A 16,826-nucleotide genomic window follows, 5' to 3' on the forward strand; every position below is an offset into this window, starting at 1 on the left:
AGCGCATATTTGCGCTAGCGCAATCGGAATTGCGATGCCGGTATTTGGGAGCTTACTTTGATTTTTCTCAAGCATCGTCACCGAGTGTCCAAATGACAGAGCTGACCCCGAATTATGTAGACAAGTTTGTCTACATTGTGAATAATGCGTTTTCTTCAACTAAGGAAGCAAACCATGTTCAAAGCACTTGTCGTTGCCGTTGCCTTGTTGCCGTTCGCTGCCCAGGCGTCCAGCTTGCCTGAGTATCCCTTCATTCACACCGCCGGCGAGGGCTTCGCCATGATCGTGCCCGATATGGGCGAGATCGATTTTGATATCACCGCCTTCAACGCCGATCCGGCGGCAGCGGCGGCGCTGGTGGCGGAGCGGGCGGCGCAGGTGCAGGCTTTGATGGTGGACGGCGAAGCCAGCGCTACCATGCGTGACATGCGCAAGGAGATGCGATCCACTGAAGCCGACTACGCTATCCGTAGCTCGGTTCACATCGTGGTGCGCGACCTCGGCAAATGGCGTCCGCTGATGCAGGCCCTGCTGGCCATGCCCAACCTCGATCATCTGTCGACGACCTTCGGCCGCACCGACCGCGAGAAAGCCGAACAGGAGCTGACTGCCAATGCTGTCAAGGATGCGCAACGCCGTGCCGAGGCGATGGCGGCTGGCTTGGGCAAGAAGGTGGGCGCGGTCAGCGCGATCTCGTCCAGCCAGTTGCGCAACCTGACCAACGCCGTGGGTCTGATGCCCGGCGACCTGTACTACCGCAACAACCGCACCGTGGACGCGGCGCCGTCCGACAAGGATTTCCTTGCCATTGAAGTGCTGCGCTGGTCGCAAACGGTAGACGTGATTTTCCGCATCAAATGATGCTTCAGGCTAGAATGCTAAAAAATTAACTAGGAGAACCTATGAAGTCTTTTATCGCATTCCTGGCCGCCACACTGCTGGCCGGCGCTGTGCACGCCGCCACGCCGAATCCCGACGCCACCCAAATCAAGGCTGCGCATGATTTGATGGCCGCCATGCAGGCCGAGAAGATGATGCGCATGACCGCCGGCATGAGCCAGTATGCTTCGCCTGCGCAGCGCAAGGAAGTCATGGACAAGGTCATCAACCTGCAGCCGGAACTGGTCTACACCCGGCTGGCAACGCCCATCGCCAAGCTGATGAGCACGGAAACGCTGACCGAGATGACCAAGTTCTACCAGTCGAGCTACGGCAAGCGCGTGCTGCACGATACCTACAACAGCGGCGCGCAGCTGTATCCGACCGTCCCCAAGCCGACTGCTGACGAACAGGCCGAACTGAAGAAGCCGGCCTACATCAAGGCCGACAAGGAGTTCAAGGCCAATGAGCAAGCCATTCATCACGAAACCTTTGTGCTGCTGAAGTCCATCATCAACGGCAAATGAGCGCGCAACGTGCGGTGATCCTGGTGGCAACCGCCGCCTCCGGCGTGGCGTTGTGGTTTGGCGCCGGACTGGCGCCGCAACCGGGGCTGGTGTGGCTGGCGCCGTTGCCGCTATTGCTGCTGGCGCCGCTCCTGCGCTGGTGGCTGGCAGGACTGGCGGCGTTTGCCGCCGGCGCTTGCACCGGCTTGAACCAATGGGATTACGTGCACAGCGTGATCGGCTTGCCGCTTGGCGTCGCGCTGCAGATCGCCGCCGGCGCCGGTTTGGGTTTCGCCTTGAAGGTGCTGTTGTTCCGCCGCTTGTGGCTGGTGCAGCGGCCGGTGTCCGCCATGCTGGCGTTTGCCGCGCTGGGTGTGGTGCTGGAATACGTTAATACGCAACTGTCGCCGCACGGCACCTTTGGCAGCCTGGCCTACAGCCAGATGGATGTGCTGCCGATTTTGCAGTTGGCCAGTGTGGCCGGCATCTGGGGCATCACTTTTACCGTGCTGCTTGCGCCCGCAGCGGCAGCGTTAATTCTGCTGCCGGATCCGCAACGCCGCCGCAATGTACAAGCTGGCGTGATCGCGCTGGCGCTGGTTGGCGCGGCCTTCGCTTACGGCGCGCTGCGTTTGCAGCAGAAGCCCAGCGGCAGCGCGCGCATCGGACTGGCATCGCTGGCCGGACCAACGCGGCCCAACCTCTCAACCCCGGAAGGGCAGGCGCTGCTACAACGCTATCTGCACGCCATTGATGTGATGGCGGCGCAAGGTGCGCAAACCATCGTGCTGCCGGAAACGGCGTTTGTTGCGCCGGCAGCGGCGATACCAGAACTGGCCGCCAGCGCTGCACGCCTGCGCGTGACCATCGTCGCTGGCGTGGCCACCGGTGGCGCCAACCGGGCGCTGGCGTTCATGCCGGATGCAACCGCACCGGTCAGCTATGCCAAGCACCATTTGATTCCCGGCCTGGAAAGCCAGTACCAGCCGGGCGTTGAGCGCGTCATCCTGCCCGGCACCCAGACTGGCCTGGCGGTATGCAAGGATCTGGATTTCCACGACACCGGCGCCGGCTATTCCGCGCTCAACGCCCACCTACTGTTGGCGCCGGCATGGGACTTCGGCGTGGATGGCTGGCTGCACGGCCGCATGGCGGTGATGCGCGGTGTTGAAAGCGGCTTTGCACTGGCGCGCGCCGCACGGCGCGGCAACCTGACGCTGTCCGATGACCGTGGCCGCGTCATCGCCGATGCCGACGATGCGCGCGGCGATGCGCAATTGGTCGCCGCCGTGCCGCTGTACCAGTCGCGCACGCTGTACGCGCGCTGGGGTGACTGGTTTGCCTGGCTGTCGCTAGCCGTGCTGGTTGTGGTGTCGGCCGGGCTTAAGCGCCGCAGCACTTCTTGAACTTCTGGCCGCTGCCGCAAGGGCAGGGATCGTTGCGGCCGGCCTTGGCCACTTTTGCTACCGGTGCGTGGAAGAAGGCGCGGATCTGGATCACGGATGACGTCACCTTGGCAGCGTTGCCTGGTGGCTGGAACGGCGCCAGCAGTGCCGGCTGCTGCGCGCGCAGCGGCGCCCAAGCCTCGCCCGCCAGCGCCACGCCGGCCACAAAACCGGCGCACCACGCTTCGGCGGTCCAGCTACCGCCGCACTCGTAAATCGGTTCGAAGCTGGCCGGGTCTTTCTGCATCCAGGTTTGCATGTAGGCGTAGTGGCGCAGCACCAGCGCTTCGGCTTCTGCATTACCCGGCGCGCCGCCCCACACCAGCGGCAGCCATTCCTCCGGCGCTACTTCTGCCGGACCCACCGCCAGCGCGGTCAGCAAGCCTTCCAGCCGCGCCACATCCATCGATTGCGGACTGATGGCGGCCAGCAGCTGGTCCAGTTGCTCGTATTCGTCATCGTTCAGTGGGACGGTGCTCATGGTCTGTCTCGGCGGGAAAAAGCCGTCATTGTACAGGGTGCGCCACTGCACGCCGGGCGGCATTTCCTCCTTTGCAGGCGGCGCCGCTTGCCCGACACTGAAAGCCAGTCATTTGAAGGAGAGCCGTATGCACAGCACCCCCGACCCCGACATGCCACCGCCGCAGCCGGAAAAAGATCCGCCTCCGGACCAGCGCCCGCCGCCCGATCACGCCCCCATCGAAGAACCCGAACCACCCAAGCCGGCAGTGAAAACTTGACGATAGATTATGTGCTTGTGTGGCCCAGCGCACCGTCCGTTGTGTGGAACGGACGGTATGCTGGTTCCACGCATCAAATTGTTGCTCGATGGATACAATTTTTCCTATTTGTGCTGACTGTCACACAGCGGCAATGAAAGAGTTTCTATAATTTAGTCATGTCGTCGATTTCTGTTCACGGAGAGCAATCATGGGCAACTCGTTACACAATAAAATCTACCTCGGTCGCCGTACTGTCGCCCTGAATACCAAGCGTGTACAAGCCATGATCTGCATTGCAGCGTTTGCCAGCATCGGCCTGGTGTGGCTGCTGATCCGAGCGTTCCAATAAATACTTTATTCGTCTGGTTGCCTGAGCGCGGCTGCGTCTTGCCTTGCCGCCGCGCCGCCGTGCGCGTACCATGAGGGCCGCAGCAGTCTCTTATGGAAAAAATGGCAATGAAGAACGAAAAATTCACGCAGGACGAATATGACGCCCTGTACGAGGTCAAGCGCGGCATCAAGGGCGATCGCGTCAGTGCGTGCGTCGGCCGCAACAGCAAGCGCTTGTCGGGCTTGAAACTGATCAGCATCGCCCACAACGGCCGCATTTCGCTGACCGAAAAAGGCGAGCAGGCGATCTTCCTGCGCCGTTGCGTGCAGGCGCTGCGCGCGCTTTCCGAGCAGGCCGGTGCGCCGATCGACGCCGACGTCGCCATGTTCCTCGGTAAAAAATCCCACATCCTTGAACGCGCCGAAGGCGGTTTCGAAATCAGCGACAAGGGCAGGGAGTCGCTGGCAGACATCATCAGCCAAGGCTATTAATGCAACGCTGATAAAAACGCCCTTCAGGGGCGTTTTTTTTGCTGTAATGTAGAGCCAATACAGCAAACACGAGTCCGGGCATGCCATGAGATTCACCACGCTGCAAAAGTTTCGCAAACTATTCGGTGTGCTAGTGGCGGCCGTGGTGCTGGTGTTGCTGATCGTCTCGCTGTTTGTGGTGTATGTGCTCAACCAGAGCCGCCTGCGCTACTACGCCAGCGCCGAGGAAACCTCGCACAACCTCGTGGTCTCGCTGGAAAATTTCCTGCACTCTCATTTCCAGGAAGTCGACCTGGCCATGCGCCGCGCCGACCTGGAATTCCGCACCCTGCACCAAGAACACCGCTTCGATGACGAGAAATTCAGTGCCTATTTGCGCAACCTGAAGGAACGCTTGCCGCAGGCGCAGGCAGTGCGTGGCTCGAACGCGGCCGGCTTGGTGATCTACGGCGAGCAGATTGACCTCGCCCATCCGCAAGACCTGACCATCCGCGAATTCTATGCGCGCGTGCAAAACGAGCACGAGCTGGTGTTTGGCATCCCGGTCAAGTCGCGCATTAGCGGCGAGTGGGTGCTGCCACTGGTGTATCCGCTGACCTTGCCGGACGGAAGCTTTGGCGGCACGGCGTATGTGTTGATGAACAACTCCCGTATCGACGAAGTGTTTTCTGCGCTGAATGTCGGTGCACACGGCTCCATCGTGCTGATCGACGACAAGCGGCGTTTGCTGCACCGCTATCCGGTGTCGCCGAATATGGAGTTTGGCAGCACCATCAAGGTCCAGCCGCCCACGCAAGCGATTTTGGATGGCAAGCAACGGCGCGCGACCTACACCGTCGTCAGCTTGAATGATGGGGTGGAGCGGACCATCAGTGTGGAGAAGATCGGCGTCTATCCGGTATTTGTCGCGGTGGGGCTGGCCAGCGAGGATTTCCTCGCGCCGTGGTACAAGGAAGTGCGCAACGCTACCGTCTTTCTCGGTTTGCTGGTCGGGCTGGCGCTGGCGCTGCTGCTGGGCGTGCGCTACGGCTTGCGCAAGCAGTACCAGGCGCTGAAGGCGCTGGTGGAAGCGGAGGGCGCGCTGCAAGCCTCGCTGTCCCAGCTGACGGCGTCGGAATCGCGCTGGCGCTCGCTCACCGAGGGCTTGCCGCAAATGGTGTGGACCGCTACGCCGGAATTGCGCATCGATTTTATGAGCCATCACTGGGAGGCCTTCAGCGGCGTGCCGGCCGCGCAGCTGATTGCCGCCGGCGACTGGTCGCGGGTGATCCATCCCGATGACATGCCGGTGGTGACGGCGGCCTGGCAGCGCGCGCTGCAAGATGGTGGCGAGTTCCGCTGCGACTGCCGCCTGCACCGCCATGACGGCGAGTGGCGCATCTTCGACAACCACGCGCTGCCGCAAAAAGATGGCAATGGCGTTGTGCTGAGCTGGGTCGGCAGCAGTACGGATAGCACCGAGATGCGCGCCGCCCACGATGCGCTGCTGCAGGCCAAGGAGGCCGCCGACCAGGCCGGCCGCGCCAAGTCGGATTTCGTTGCCAATATGAGCCACGAAATCCGCTCGCCGATGAACGCGGTGCTGGGCATGCTGCAGCTGCTGCGCCAGACCGAAATGAACGGCCGCCAGCTCGATTACGTCGACAAGGCGCACGCTGCCGCCAGCGCCTTGCTGGGCCTGCTCAACGATGTGCTGGATTTTTCCAAGGTGGAGGCCGGCAAGCTGGCGCTCGATCCGCATCCGTTCCGGCTCGACAAGCTGTGGCGCGACCTGGCGGTGATTTTGTCGGCCAATGTGGGCAGCAAGAATATCGAAGTGCTGTTCCGCGTGGCGCCGGAATTGCCGTCCATGGTGGTGGGCGATGCGCTACGGCTGCAGCAGATTTTGCTCAACCTGGCCGGCAACGCCATCAAGTTCACCGAGCGCGGCGAGGTGGTGGTGTCGGCCCAGCTGGTAGCGCAGGACGCGGCTAGCCTGGTCATCGCGTTTTCGATCCGCGACACCGGCATCGGCATCGCGCCCGAGCAGTGCGAGCATATCTTCGATGGCTTCTCGCAGGCCGAGGCCTCGACTGCGCGGCGCTACGGCGGCACCGGACTGGGGCTGGCCATCAGCCAGCGGCTGGTGCGGCTGATGGGCGGTACGCTGCGCGTGGTGAGCGAAGTGGGGCATGGCAGCGTGTTTGATTTCACGGTCGCTTTCGGCGTCGCCGACGAGCAGCCGGAAAGCGCTTCGGTTGCCCTGCTGCCGGCGCAGGATGCGCTGATGCGCGGCCTGTCCTGCCTGGTGGTGGACGACAATCCGGTGGCGCGCACGGTGCTGCGCGAGATGGCGTCTTCGTTCGGCTGGCGGGTGGACTTGGCGGCCGACGGCTATGAGGCGCTGGATGCGATTGCCGGACAGATCGCGCGGCGCAAGGCGTACGACGTGGTGTTCATCGACTGGCGCATGCCGGCGTTGGATGGCTGGGAGACCAGCTGCCGTATCCGCCAGCTGGCGCCGGAGGGCAAAACGCCGCTGATCGTGATGGTCACCGCCTATGACCGCGAGCTGCTGGCGCAGCGGCATCGCGAGATGGAGCCGGTGCTGGATGGCTTTGTGGTCAAGCCGGTGACCGCGTCGATGCTGTTCGATGCGGTGGCCGATGCGCGGCTTGAGCAGCGCAAGCCCTTGTCGCGGGTGGCGGCGCCGTCGCTGCGGCGGCTGGACGGCGTGCGCTTGCTGCTGGTGGAGGACAATCCGGCCAACCAGCAAGTCGCCAGCGAGCTGCTGGGCTGCGAGGGCGCGCAAGTGGTGGTGGCCAGTTCGGGGCAGATGGCGCTGGGCGTGCTGAGCAGGTCCGGGCTGTTGCCGGAGCTGATTTTGATGGACATCCAGATGCCGGAGATGGACGGCTACCAGACGACGCGCGCCATCCAGGCCAAGCTGGGCCAGCTGACACCGCCGATCGTGGCGATGACGGCCAATGCGCTGGCGTCCGACCGCATCGCGGCGCTGGAGGCGGGCATGGTGGACCACATCGGCAAGCCGTTCGATCTGGCGCAGCTGATTGAAGTGATCTTGCGCCACGCCCGGCGCGGCGGTGCGGCCGAGGCGGCGCCGGTTGCGGTAGCGATGCCGTCCGTGGCGGACGAGGGCGGCGCCACGCCGCTGCCCGACGCTGGGCTGAACACGGCGGCGGCCTTGAAGCGCATGGGTGGGCTGGAGTCGGTCTACCTGATCGCGCTGCGCAGTTTCGTGGTGGAGGTGGATAAGCTGGCCGCGCAGCTGCAAGCCGCTCTGGCCGAGCACAACATCACTGCCGCTTTGCCGGCGCTGCACACGCTGAAAGGCCTGGCCGGCACCGTCGGCGCCGACCGCCTGGCGATGCTGACCCAGCTGGCCGAACGCGCTCTCAAGCAAGACCCCGGCGCCTGGTCGCCGCTCGACCCGGTCCTCGACGCCTGCCCCGAGGTTGCCGAAGACATCGAACAACTCCTCACCGAAAGCCATCGACGCTGATCCAACTGCTCGTCTTTTGATAACTATTTGCGAATGACAAGCTTAGCAGATAGCATGGAGACCAATACAAAAGGAGTCTGGCAATGGAAAAACCGATGAACTGGGTAGCGCACGAGTTGAGCATGACCGTATTGATGACGCCAGATATGGCTAATTTTTCAGGCAACGTCCACGGCGGCACCATCCTGAAGTATCTGGATAGCGTGGCCTACGCCTGCGCCAGCCGTTATTCCGGCACTTACACGGTGACGCTGTCGGTGGACCAGGTGATGTTCCTGCAGCCGATCCACGTGGGCGAGCTGGTGACCTTCCTGGCCTCGATCAACTACACCGGCCGCACCTCGATGGAAGTGGGTATCCGCGTGGTGACGGAGAACATCCAGCAGCGCCTGGTGCGCCACGCCAACAGCTGCTACTTCACGATGGTGGCGGTGGACTCGCATCGCAAACCGGTGGAAGTGCCGGCGCTGGTGCCGGAAACCGAAGAGCAGAAGCAGCGCTGGGAACAAGCGCTGCTGCGCAAGCAAGCCCGCCAAATGGTGCACGGGAACCGCAAAAAATAAGCGCTAGCGCTTGCGGCGGGTCAGGAACACCAGGCCCGATGCGATCACCGAGGCCGTCGCCAGCGCGTACAGGCCGCCCTGGATCGAGCCGGTCTTCTGCTCAAGATAGCCGAAGGTGGCCGGAGCGACAAAGCCACCAAGATTGCCCAGCGAGTTGATCAGCGCGATTACCGCTGCGGCGATGCGGCTGTCCAGATAGCCCTGCGGAATTGGCCAGAACAGCGACGAAGCCGCCTTGAAGCCGATGCCGGCAAAGCAAATCGCCACGAACGCAAATACCGGACCGCCGGTGGTGGAAGCAAACATGCCGCAGGCCGCAATCAGCAGTGCCACTGCCACCCACGCTTGCTGATGGCGATACTTCTGCGCCAGCGTGGCAAACATATACATCGCCGCAATCGAGATAATCCACGGTATCGAGTTGAACAAGCCGACCTGGAGTTCCGTGAACTGGCCCATCTTCTTGATGATGCTCGGCAGCCAGAAGGTGGCGCCGTAAATGGTCAGCTGGATCGCGAAGTAGATGAAGCAGAACAAGGCGATGCGGCTGTCCTTCAGCAGCGTGAACATGCTGGCGTGCGGAGGCTTGCTAGCGTCGCGCTCCTTCTTTTCGGCGGCGATGACCGTGGCCAGCGCGTGGCGCTCGGCGTCACTGAGCCACTTCGCATCTTCCGGCTTCGAGTCGAGGCAGAACCACACCACGAAGCACAGCGCTACCGAAGCCAGGCCTTCGATGATGAACATCCACTGCCAGCCGTGGAAGCCGCCGCCGTCGATCGACAGCAGCGCGCCCGACAGCGGGCCGGACATCACCGATGCCAGTGCTGAACCACTCAGGAAAATCGCCATCGCCTTGCCGCGCTCGCGGTTCGGCAGCCACTGCGTGAAGTAGTACACCACGCCGGGGAAGAAGCCGGCTTCGGCCACGCCCAGCAGGAAGCGCATCACGTAGAACGAGGTCTCGCCCTGGACGAAGGCCATGCCGGTGGCCACCACGCCCCAGCTGGCCATGATGCGGGTCAGCCAGGCCTTGGCGCCAAAACGCTGCTGCAAAATATTGGACGGCACCTCGAACAGTGCGTAAGCGAGGAAGAATATGCCCGCCCCAAAACCGAACGCTGCCGCGCCGATGCCGAGGTCTTTCTCCAGATGCGAACGCACGAAGCCGATGTTGACGCGGTCGATGTAGTTGGCGATGAACATCACCACGAACAGCGGCAGGATGCGCCATTTGACTTTGCTGACGGCCGTGTCGAGTATGGTAGAGGCGGCGAGCACGTCGCCGCCTGCGGTAGTTGCTGCGGTATTCATAAATGTCTCCTTGGTTCTTGTTGTGTTTTTTTAGCGAACCATGCAAGGCATTTTGTTATTGAACTTCCAGCCGGGGATCAGGAACTGCATCGCCACCGCATCGTCCCGCGCGCCCAGCCCCATGTTGTTGTAGAGACGGTGGGCTGCTTCGATGGCATCCATGTCCAGTTCGACGCCGAGGCCCGGCGTGGTCGGCACCTGCACCATGCCGCCTTTGATCTGCAGCGGATTCTTGGTGAGGTGCTGGCCGTCCTGCCAGATCCAGTGGGTGTCGATGGCGGTGATCTTGCCCGGCGCGGCGGCGGCCACGTGGGTGAACATTGCCAGTGACACGTCGAAGTGATTGTTCGAGTGCGAGCCCCAGGTCAGGCCCCATTCATGGCACATCTGCGCCACGCGCACCGAGCCTTGCATGGTCCAGAAGTGCGGATCGGCCAGTGGAATGTCGACCGATTGCAGCTGGATTGCGTGGCGCATTTCGCGCCAGTCGGTGGCGACCATATTGGTGGCGGTCAGCAGGCCGGTGGCGCGGCGGAACTCGGCCATTACTTCGCGGCCGGAGTAGCCGTTCTCGGCGCCGCATGGGTCTTCGGCGTAGGCCAGTACATCGCCCTTGTCGCGGCACAGGCGGATCGCGTCTTTCAGCAGCCAGCCGCCGTTTGGATCGAGCGTCACGCGCGCTTGCGGAAAGCGTTCGTGCAGGGCGGTGACGGCTTCCATTTCTTCCTCCCCGCGGAACACGCCGCCTTTCAGTTTGAAGTCGTTGAAGCCGTAGCGTTCGTAGGCCGCCTCGGCCAGCTTGACCACGGCGTCCGGCGTCAGCGCCGCTTCGTTGCGGACGCGCGACCAGTTGTCAGTGGCGTCGGCTGGTGTGTCGGCGTAGGGCAGGTCGGTCGCTTTGCGGTCGCCGATGTAGAACAGGTAGCCCAGCATCTCCACTTCCTTGCGCTGCTGGCCTTCGCCGAGCAGGGCGGCCACCGGCACGCCGAGGAATTTGCCGACCAAATCGAGCAACGCCGCTTCCAGCGCGGTGATGGCGTGCACGGCAATGCGCAGGTCGAAGGTTTGCAGGCCACGGCCGCCGGCATCACGGCCATTCAGCGCAGCGCGGGCAGCGTTGAGCAGGGCATTGTAATTGCCGATCGGCTGGTCCAGCAGCAGGGCGCGAGTGTCTTCCAGCGCCAGGCGGATCTTCTCGCCTCCCGGCACTTCGCCGACGCCGGTGTTGCCGGCGCTGTCGGTCAGGATCACGATATTGCGGGTGAAGTAGGGGCTGTGGGCGCCGCTGAGGTTGAGCAGCATGCTGTCGCGGCCGGCCACTGGGATGATTTGCATGGCGGTGATACGTGGTGTCTCGTTCATGATTTTTCCTTCTTGAATGATTGCGCTGTCATTTCAATCTTAGAATGATGAATGGGTAAACTCAAGCTAAATAAATGATAAAAAATGATGCACGATGCTAGAATGGAACATCTTTTTTTATCGAGGCTGTCATGAGCGATCTGCGCACTTTGCGGACGAATACCGGGGAAATGCAGGTCAGCGGCGCCACGCTGGCCGATGTGGCCAAGATCGCCGGGGTGTCGCCGATTACCGTGTCGCGTGCGCTGAATCAGCCGCACCTGGTGCGCCCGAACACCGTGGCCAAGGTGCAGGCGGCGGTGCAGCAGACCGGCTACGTCAAGAACATGATGGCGGGGGCATTGGCGTCCAACCGCAGTCGGCTGGTGTCGCTGGTGCTGCCGACTATCTCCACGCCGATCTTTGCCGACATGGTGCAGGCGGCCAGTGACCACCTGACGGCGGCTGGCTATCAGGTCATGCTGGGTCTGTCGAGCTACGAGGCTTGGCGCGAGGAAGTGCTGGTGGAGACCATCCTGAGCCGGCGGCCGGACGGCGTGATCCTGACCGGCTCTCTGCATACCGACAGCACGCGACGCCGCTTGCAGGCCGCGCAAGTGCCGGTGGTAGAGGCTTGGGATTTGACGCCATCACCTATCGACATGATGGTCGGTTTCTCGCACGAGGAAGTGGGGCATGCGATCGCACAGCACTTGCTGGAGCAAGGCTACAAGCGGATTGCGATTCTTGCGGTGGAAGATCCGCGTGCGGCGCGGCGCAATCAAGGCTTGCAGGCTGGGCTGGCCAAGCATGGCGTGCAGGTGGCGGCGGTGCAGATGATGCCACTGCCATCCACCTTCGCGCTGGGGCGGGATGGCCTGTCGCTGCTGCTGGAGCGCTGTGCAGACGTCGATGCTGTGGTGTGCAGTTCCGACACACTGGCGCATGGCGTATTAACGGAAGCTATCGCGCGCGGGCTCAGTGTGCCGGGACAACTGGCGGTGGTCGGCTTCGGCGACCTGAATTTTGCAGCGCGAACCTATCCGCCGCTATCGACTGTACGCGTCGATGGCGCTAATATCGGACGTGTGGCAGCGCAAGCGATACTGGACCGTTTGGACGGCAAGGCAGTGGCCGGGCTGACCGACACCGGCTTCCAGTTCATTCAGCGCGGCAGCACCTAAACCGATAACAACAGGAGGCCGGCATGGAAATGAAGCGCATCAATGCGGGGAAGCTGCGGGCCATAGGCTACGACACGCGCGACAAGCTGCTGCGGGTGGAATTCGACGACGGCACGGCCATGGACTATTCGGGTGTCGGCAACGAAGTGTGGCGCAAGCTGTCCACCTCCGGCTCAGCGTGGAGCTACTACCGCGACAATATCGAAGAAGAGTACACCGGCCGCAAAGGCGTGGTGCGCAAGCCAACCACGCGCGCGGACCTGGAGAACCTGTTCAAAGCGCCGGACGAATAAAGGAGAGTTCGTGCATTGTCCCGCCATGTTTCGCGAGGAGCGCGTAGAGGTACTGCAAGCACTGATGCGCGCGCATCCGCTGGCAATGTTGATCACGACCGGCAGTGACGGGTTGACCGCAAACCAGATTCCGTTCTCGTTGCACGGCGACGTGTTGCGCGCGCATCTGGCGCGCAACAACAAACAGCTCGACGACCTGCGTGCCGGCACTGAGGCGCTGATTGTGTTCCAGGGCCCGCAAAGCTACATCACACCATCATGGTATCCATCGAAAGCCGAGCACGAGAAAGTAGTGCCGACCTGGAATTTCGTGATGGTGCAGGCACGCGGTAGGCCGCAAGTGATGGACGATGCAGCCTGGCTGCGCGAACAAGTCGGCCAGATGACCGCCAACCTCGAAAGCCAGCGCGAGCAGCCGTGGAGCGTGTCCGATGCGCCGGAAGATTTCATCGCCACCCAATTGCGCGCCATCGTTGGCGTAGAAATCCCGATCCGCTCGCTTGAAGGTAAATGGAAAATCAGCCAGAACCGCAATGAAGCCGACCGCCAAGGCGTGATCCAAGGCCTGTCATCAGAAGGGCGCTGCCCGGAAATGCACCAGCTGATGCGCAGCCATGCAGTTTGAAAATTCGGGGTCAGCTCTGTCATTTGGACACGCGCGACTGATGTTTGAGAAATCTCAATATGCCTTAGAAAATTTCAGCTGTCGAAGACTTCGCGGATTTTCTACTTTTAAGCATGCGTTCTTAATGACGGTTTTGATCAATGTCAAAGGTCGTAGTTGCGTGTCCAAATGACAGAGCTGACCCCGAACTGGGTTTTTGATGGATTCCAATTGAATCCGCGCTAGCGCTGTGGTTTAATCGAATGATCTTTGATCCTCTTGATTGCCATGTCCGACGCCAGTCTTCAGCCAGCTCCTGAGCAAGTCCCAGCGTATCGAGTCGAGCGCTCTTCCGTACACGGCAATGGGGTGTTTGCGCGGCGCGATATCGTGCCGGGTGAACGGGTTGTGGAGTATGCCGGCCGCGAAATTACCTGGGAGGAGGCGCAGATCCGCGCCGAGGTGCAAGGCGGGCCACACAATCACACCTTCTTTTTCAGCCTGGCCAACGGCAATGTGATCGATGGCGGCGACCACGGCAACGAGGCCCGCTTCATCAACCATTCCTGCGAACCGAATTGCGAGGCCATCGAGGAAGAGAATGGCACCATCTTCATCTACGCCCTGCACGACATCAAGCAGGACGAGGAGCTCAGCTATTCTTACCCGCTGATTTACGAAGGCCGTCACACTGCCGCCATCAAGCGCGAGTTCGCCTGCCGTTGCGGCGCGCTCAAGTGCTCGGGTACGATGCTGGCGCCCAAGCCGCGCAAGCGCAATCCTAAACCCAAGGCTAAGCCGCAACCGTTTGCAGATCTCGTCCCTGCCGCAGCAACTGTTCAAATTCCGCAGCCGGTAGCGGCCGGCTGAAGTAGTAGCCCTGCATTTCGTCGCAGCCATGGCGGCGCAGGTAGTCGACCTGGCTTTCGGTCTCCACGCCTTCGGCAATCACGCGCAGCTTGAGATTGTGCGCCAGCGCGATGATGGAGACCACGATTGCCGCCTCGTCATCCTCGCTGATGTCGCTGACGAAGGAGCGGTCGATCTTCAGCACGTCAATCGGGAAATGCCGCAAATACGAGAAGCTCGAATAGCCGGTACCGAAATCGTCGATCGATAGCGCCAGTCCCAGCGCCTTCAGCTTGTGCAGCAATTCCACCGCTTGCGCGACGTCGTGCATGAACAGGCCTTCGGTCAGCTCGATGTCGAGGCAGGCCGGTGGCAGTCCGGTTTCCTGCAATACTTCGGCAATCGACGACAGCAGCTGCGGTTCGCTGAACTGGCGCGGCGACAGGTTCACGGCGATACGCAGCATGCCGTGGCCATTATCCATCCAGCTGCGCGCCTGCGCACAGGCGGTGCGTAACACCCAGGCGCCGATTTCCACGATCAGCCCGGTCTCCTCGGCCAGCCCGATGAAGCGGTTCGGCGCCACCATGCCCAGCTCCGGATGCTGCCAGCGCAGCAGCGCTTCCATGCCGACGATGCGCCCGCTCTGCAAGTCCACCTGCGGCTGGTAGTGCAGCACGAATTCCTGCCGCTCCAGTGCATTGCGCAGCGCGCTTTCGATGCGCAGCCGTTCGCGCGCCTCTTCGTTCATGGCCGGCTCGTAGAACTGGGTGTTGTTGCGGCCCAGTTTTTTGGCGCGGTACATGGCGATGTCGGCATGCTCGATCAGGCGCTGGGCCGAGGTGCCATCGGCGCCATACACCGCCACGCCGATGGAGCAGGTGACGAAGAATTCTTTCCCCTCCAGCATGGCCGGCTGGGTCACAGCGCGCATGATACGCTGGGCGATGTCGTGCGTGGCTTCTTCCGGATATTCGGTCAGGATGGCCACAAACTCGTCGCCCGACAGCCGCGCCACGGTGTCGCTTTCGCGCACGCTGTCCTGCAGGCGCTGGGCCACGGTTTTCAGCAGCTGGTCGCCGGCCTTGTGGCCGAGGCTGTCGTTGACGAATTTAAACCGGTCGAGGTCGATCAACATGACCCACAGCGGCTTGCCGCTGCGGTTGGCAAACGCCACGGCCTGGCTCAGCCGGTCCTGCAGCAGCACGCGGTTGGGCAAGCCGGTCAGCACGTCATGGTGGGCGATGTGCTGGATACGCTGTTCGGCCAGCTTGCGCTCGGTGATTTCAGTGCCGGTGCCGCGATAGCCTTTGAACTTGCCCTCGCGGTCGAACACCGGCTCGCCGCTGGTGCTGAACCAGTGGACCGCACCGTCCACGCCGGGCAGCGAGTATTCGAGGTTGGTGAAGGGCAGGTGAGCCTCCATCGTGGCCCGGTGGTCGCGGCCCCAGCGGTTGTCCCACATTTCCGGGTGCAGTTCCCAGCGCGTCTTGCCGATGAACAGTTTGGGATCTTGCTTGCCCTTGTCGAAGAAGCCGCCGGTGATGTTGGTGAAGCGGAATTCCTCGTCCTGCTCCCAGTACCAATCCGACGACAGCGCCAGCAGGCGGCGGAAACGGTGCTCGCTTTCCTGCAGGGCTTCCTCGGTGCGCTTGCGGGCGGCCACGTCTTCGGCCAGTTTGTCGTTGCTGGCCTTGAGCGCCTCGGTGCGCTCGTCCACCAGCCGCTGCACCCGCTTGGAGCGGCGTGCCAGCGAGTTGACGAAGGCCGCCGTCAGCAGCGAGAACAGGGCGCCACCGACCAATGTCGACAGCGAGCCCAGATGATGCGGCAGGAAGGGGCGCGGCAGCGGCGTGACCCGCACATGCCAGGATTTGCCAGCCGCGCTGAAGGTGCGCACGAACGGCTCGCGGTAGTCGAACGCCAGCCAGCGCTGAAAGGAGCGCGGCGCCGGCGGTTCATCGGCCGGCGCGCCGCGCGTGTAGACCAGGTTGGCTGGCCGGGTGTCGTCGCCGATGTAGACCTGCAGCATCAGCTCGCGGTCGTCCAGCAGATCGGCCGCCAGCAGGATTTTCTGCACCAGGTCGGCCGAGCGGATCACGGCGCTGGTGTTGCCCAGCCACGCCGCGCGCCGCTGCGCCGCTGTGCCCAGCTCGGCGCCGGCGCGGTACACCGGGATCATCATCACAAAGCCTTTTTGCAGCGCCCGTTCCTGCTCCAGCTTCATCAGTGTGGTGGTGCGCGGCTGGCCGCTGTCGACCGCTTCGGCAATCACACGCGCCATCGATGGCAGCGAGGCGACGTCGAGGCCGAAGGCGGCTTCGTTGCCTTCCAGTGGTTCCAGATAGTCGACGATGATGTGCTGTGGGCGCGGGCTGAGCGGCTGCCGGTTGGCATCGTGCAGCACGAAGTCGGGATGCTGCTTGCGCACCTCGGCCTCGTAGCGGCGCGCGCTGGCGGTGTCCATCACCCGGTGGAAATTGAAAGCTTGTACAAATGGGTAACGTTCCAGCAGCGGCTGGGTGAAGGCGGCAAATTGTTCGCGGTCGACTACGCCCATGGTGCGGAACAGGCTGTTGAGGATGGTGACCAGTTCCAGTGTATCGTCCATGCCGCGGCGGATGGCGGCGGCGCGCATGTGGCCGCGCTGCTGGAAGCTCAATTCCATCTTGCTGTATTCCAGCGCGCTGACCGCCACGAACAGCAGGCCGGTGACGGCGAGGCCGGTCATCAGCGTCAGGATCGCCGCCAGCGAAATCCGGGATGACTTGCGTGATGACGGCATGACGCGCTTTCCGGAGGGCA

Annotated in this window: 15 protein-coding genes; 11 read left to right on the top strand and 4 right to left on the bottom strand. The window is 62.5% G+C overall.

What is annotated here, in order from left to right; genetic code table 11:
• Window positions 1-174: 174 nt before the first annotated feature.
• Genes GTP46_RS14540 through GTP46_RS14550 form a run of 3 tightly spaced genes read left to right on the top strand, consistent with a single transcriptional unit; the run spans window position 175 to window position 2,791 of the window.
• Complete coding sequence (locus tag GTP46_RS14540) at window positions 175-861, top strand: SIMPL domain-containing protein (protein WP_161007350.1); 687 nt, start codon at window positions 175-177, stop codon at window positions 859-861.
• Window positions 862-902: 41 nt separating this feature from the next.
• Window positions 903-1,406: a DUF2059 domain-containing protein gene (locus tag GTP46_RS14545; protein ID WP_161007351.1), complete on the top strand. Its 504-nt coding sequence runs from the start codon at window positions 903-905 to the stop codon at window positions 1,404-1,406.
• Window positions 1,403-2,791, top strand: a complete 1,389-nt coding sequence (locus tag GTP46_RS14550; RefSeq protein WP_161007352.1) for a nitrilase-related carbon-nitrogen hydrolase — start codon at window positions 1,403-1,405, stop codon at window positions 2,789-2,791. The genes GTP46_RS14545 and GTP46_RS14550 overlap by 4 nt, the downstream gene beginning before the upstream one ends.
• Here the strand turns inward: GTP46_RS14550 and GTP46_RS14555 are convergent.
• The gene (locus tag GTP46_RS14555; protein ID WP_161007353.1) at window positions 2,769-3,311 is read right to left on the bottom strand and encodes a UPF0149 family protein; all 543 of its coding nucleotides are present in this window, start codon (window positions 3,309-3,311) and stop codon (window positions 2,769-2,771) included. The two genes, GTP46_RS14550 and GTP46_RS14555, sit on opposite strands and share 23 nt — an antisense overlap.
• A 449-nt stretch (window positions 3,312-3,760) precedes the next feature.
• Here GTP46_RS14555 and GTP46_RS29465 point away from each other — a divergent pair, with 449 nt between their 5' ends.
• From GTP46_RS29465 to GTP46_RS14570, 4 genes are all read left to right on the top strand, one after another.
• A complete protein-coding gene (locus tag GTP46_RS29465) occupies window positions 3,761-3,901 on the top strand; it encodes a hypothetical protein (RefSeq protein ID WP_202414273.1) in 141 nt (46 codons plus the stop codon).
• Window positions 3,902-4,008: 107 nt separating this feature from the next.
• Window positions 4,009-4,374, top strand: coding sequence for a hypothetical protein (locus tag GTP46_RS14560; protein ID WP_161007354.1), 366 nt, complete (start codon window positions 4,009-4,011; stop codon window positions 4,372-4,374).
• A gap of 85 nt (window positions 4,375-4,459) precedes the next feature.
• A complete protein-coding gene (locus GTP46_RS14565; protein WP_161007355.1) occupies window positions 4,460-7,876 on the top strand; it encodes a response regulator in 3,417 nt (1,138 codons plus the stop codon).
• A 95-nt stretch (window positions 7,877-7,971) separates the two neighbouring features.
• Entirely contained in the window at window positions 7,972-8,439 is a 468-nt protein-coding gene (locus GTP46_RS14570; protein WP_202414284.1) for an acyl-CoA thioesterase, read from the top strand.
• A gap of 3 nt (window positions 8,440-8,442) precedes the next feature.
• On the opposite strand, the gene GTP46_RS14575 is transcribed toward GTP46_RS14570, so the two are convergent.
• Both GTP46_RS14575 and gudD read right to left on the bottom strand, forming a co-directional pair.
• Window positions 8,443-9,750 (bottom strand): MFS transporter, encoded by a 1,308-nt coding sequence (locus tag GTP46_RS14575; RefSeq protein WP_161007357.1) that lies wholly within the window; start codon window positions 9,748-9,750, stop codon window positions 8,443-8,445.
• Window positions 9,751-9,780: 30 nt separating this feature from the next.
• Window positions 9,781-11,112, bottom strand: a complete 1,332-nt coding sequence (gudD, locus tag GTP46_RS14580) for a glucarate dehydratase (RefSeq protein ID WP_161007358.1) — start codon at window positions 11,110-11,112, stop codon at window positions 9,781-9,783.
• Window positions 11,113-11,243: 131 nt separating this feature from the next.
• On the opposite strand from gudD, the gene GTP46_RS14585 reads away from it, so the two are divergent.
• The 4 genes from GTP46_RS14585 (at window position 11,244) to GTP46_RS14600 (ending at window position 14,042) form a co-directional block, all read left to right on the top strand.
• On the top strand, window positions 11,244-12,275 hold the full coding sequence (locus GTP46_RS14585) for a LacI family DNA-binding transcriptional regulator (RefSeq protein ID WP_161007359.1): 1,032 nt from the start codon (window positions 11,244-11,246) through the stop codon (window positions 12,273-12,275).
• A gap of 23 nt (window positions 12,276-12,298) precedes the next feature.
• Entirely contained in the window at window positions 12,299-12,568 is a 270-nt protein-coding gene (locus tag GTP46_RS14590; RefSeq protein ID WP_161007360.1) for a KTSC domain-containing protein, read from the top strand.
• 10 nt (window positions 12,569-12,578) lie between these two features.
• On the top strand, window positions 12,579-13,193 hold the full coding sequence (locus GTP46_RS14595; RefSeq protein WP_371869663.1) for an FMN-binding negative transcriptional regulator: 615 nt from the start codon (window positions 12,579-12,581) through the stop codon (window positions 13,191-13,193).
• A gap of 249 nt (window positions 13,194-13,442) precedes the next feature.
• Window positions 13,443-14,042, top strand: coding sequence for an SET domain-containing protein (locus GTP46_RS14600; RefSeq protein WP_308495430.1), 600 nt, complete (start codon window positions 13,443-13,445; stop codon window positions 14,040-14,042).
• Here GTP46_RS14600 and GTP46_RS14605 read toward each other — a convergent pair.
• Window positions 13,966-16,806: a bifunctional diguanylate cyclase/phosphodiesterase gene (locus GTP46_RS14605; RefSeq protein ID WP_161007361.1), complete on the bottom strand. Its 2,841-nt coding sequence runs from the start codon at window positions 16,804-16,806 to the stop codon at window positions 13,966-13,968. The genes GTP46_RS14600 and GTP46_RS14605 overlap by 77 nt on opposite strands.
• Window positions 16,807-16,826: the final 20 nt, after the last annotated feature.

Source organism: Duganella flavida (assembly GCF_009857445.1).
Classification (GTDB): domain Bacteria; phylum Pseudomonadota; class Gammaproteobacteria; order Burkholderiales; family Burkholderiaceae_D; genus Rugamonas; species Rugamonas flavida.

Coding starts and splice junctions, on each gene's coding strand:
- GTP46_RS14540 (WP_161007350.1), top strand. CDS start 175: ATGTTCAAAGCACTTGTCGTTGCCGTTGCCTTGTTGCCGTTCGCTGCC.
- GTP46_RS14545 (WP_161007351.1), top strand. CDS start 903: ATGAAGTCTTTTATCGCATTCCTGGCCGCCACACTGCTGGCCGGCGCT.
- GTP46_RS14550 (WP_161007352.1), top strand. CDS start 1,403: ATGAGCGCGCAACGTGCGGTGATCCTGGTGGCAACCGCCGCCTCCGGC.
- GTP46_RS14555 (WP_161007353.1), bottom strand. CDS start 3,311: ATGAGCACCGTCCCACTGAACGATGACGAATACGAGCAACTGGACCAG.
- GTP46_RS29465 (WP_202414273.1), top strand. CDS start 3,761: ATGGGCAACTCGTTACACAATAAAATCTACCTCGGTCGCCGTACTGTC.
- GTP46_RS14560 (WP_161007354.1), top strand. CDS start 4,009: ATGAAGAACGAAAAATTCACGCAGGACGAATATGACGCCCTGTACGAG.
- GTP46_RS14565 (WP_161007355.1), top strand. CDS start 4,460: ATGAGATTCACCACGCTGCAAAAGTTTCGCAAACTATTCGGTGTGCTA.
- GTP46_RS14570 (WP_202414284.1), top strand. CDS start 7,972: ATGAACTGGGTAGCGCACGAGTTGAGCATGACCGTATTGATGACGCCA.
- GTP46_RS14575 (WP_161007357.1), bottom strand. CDS start 9,750: ATGAATACCGCAGCAACTACCGCAGGCGGCGACGTGCTCGCCGCCTCT.
- gudD (WP_161007358.1), bottom strand. CDS start 11,112: ATGAACGAGACACCACGTATCACCGCCATGCAAATCATCCCAGTGGCC.
- GTP46_RS14585 (WP_161007359.1), top strand. CDS start 11,244: ATGAGCGATCTGCGCACTTTGCGGACGAATACCGGGGAAATGCAGGTC.
- GTP46_RS14590 (WP_161007360.1), top strand. CDS start 12,299: ATGGAAATGAAGCGCATCAATGCGGGGAAGCTGCGGGCCATAGGCTAC.
- GTP46_RS14605 (WP_161007361.1), bottom strand. CDS start 16,806: ATGCCGTCATCACGCAAGTCATCCCGGATTTCGCTGGCGGCGATCCTG.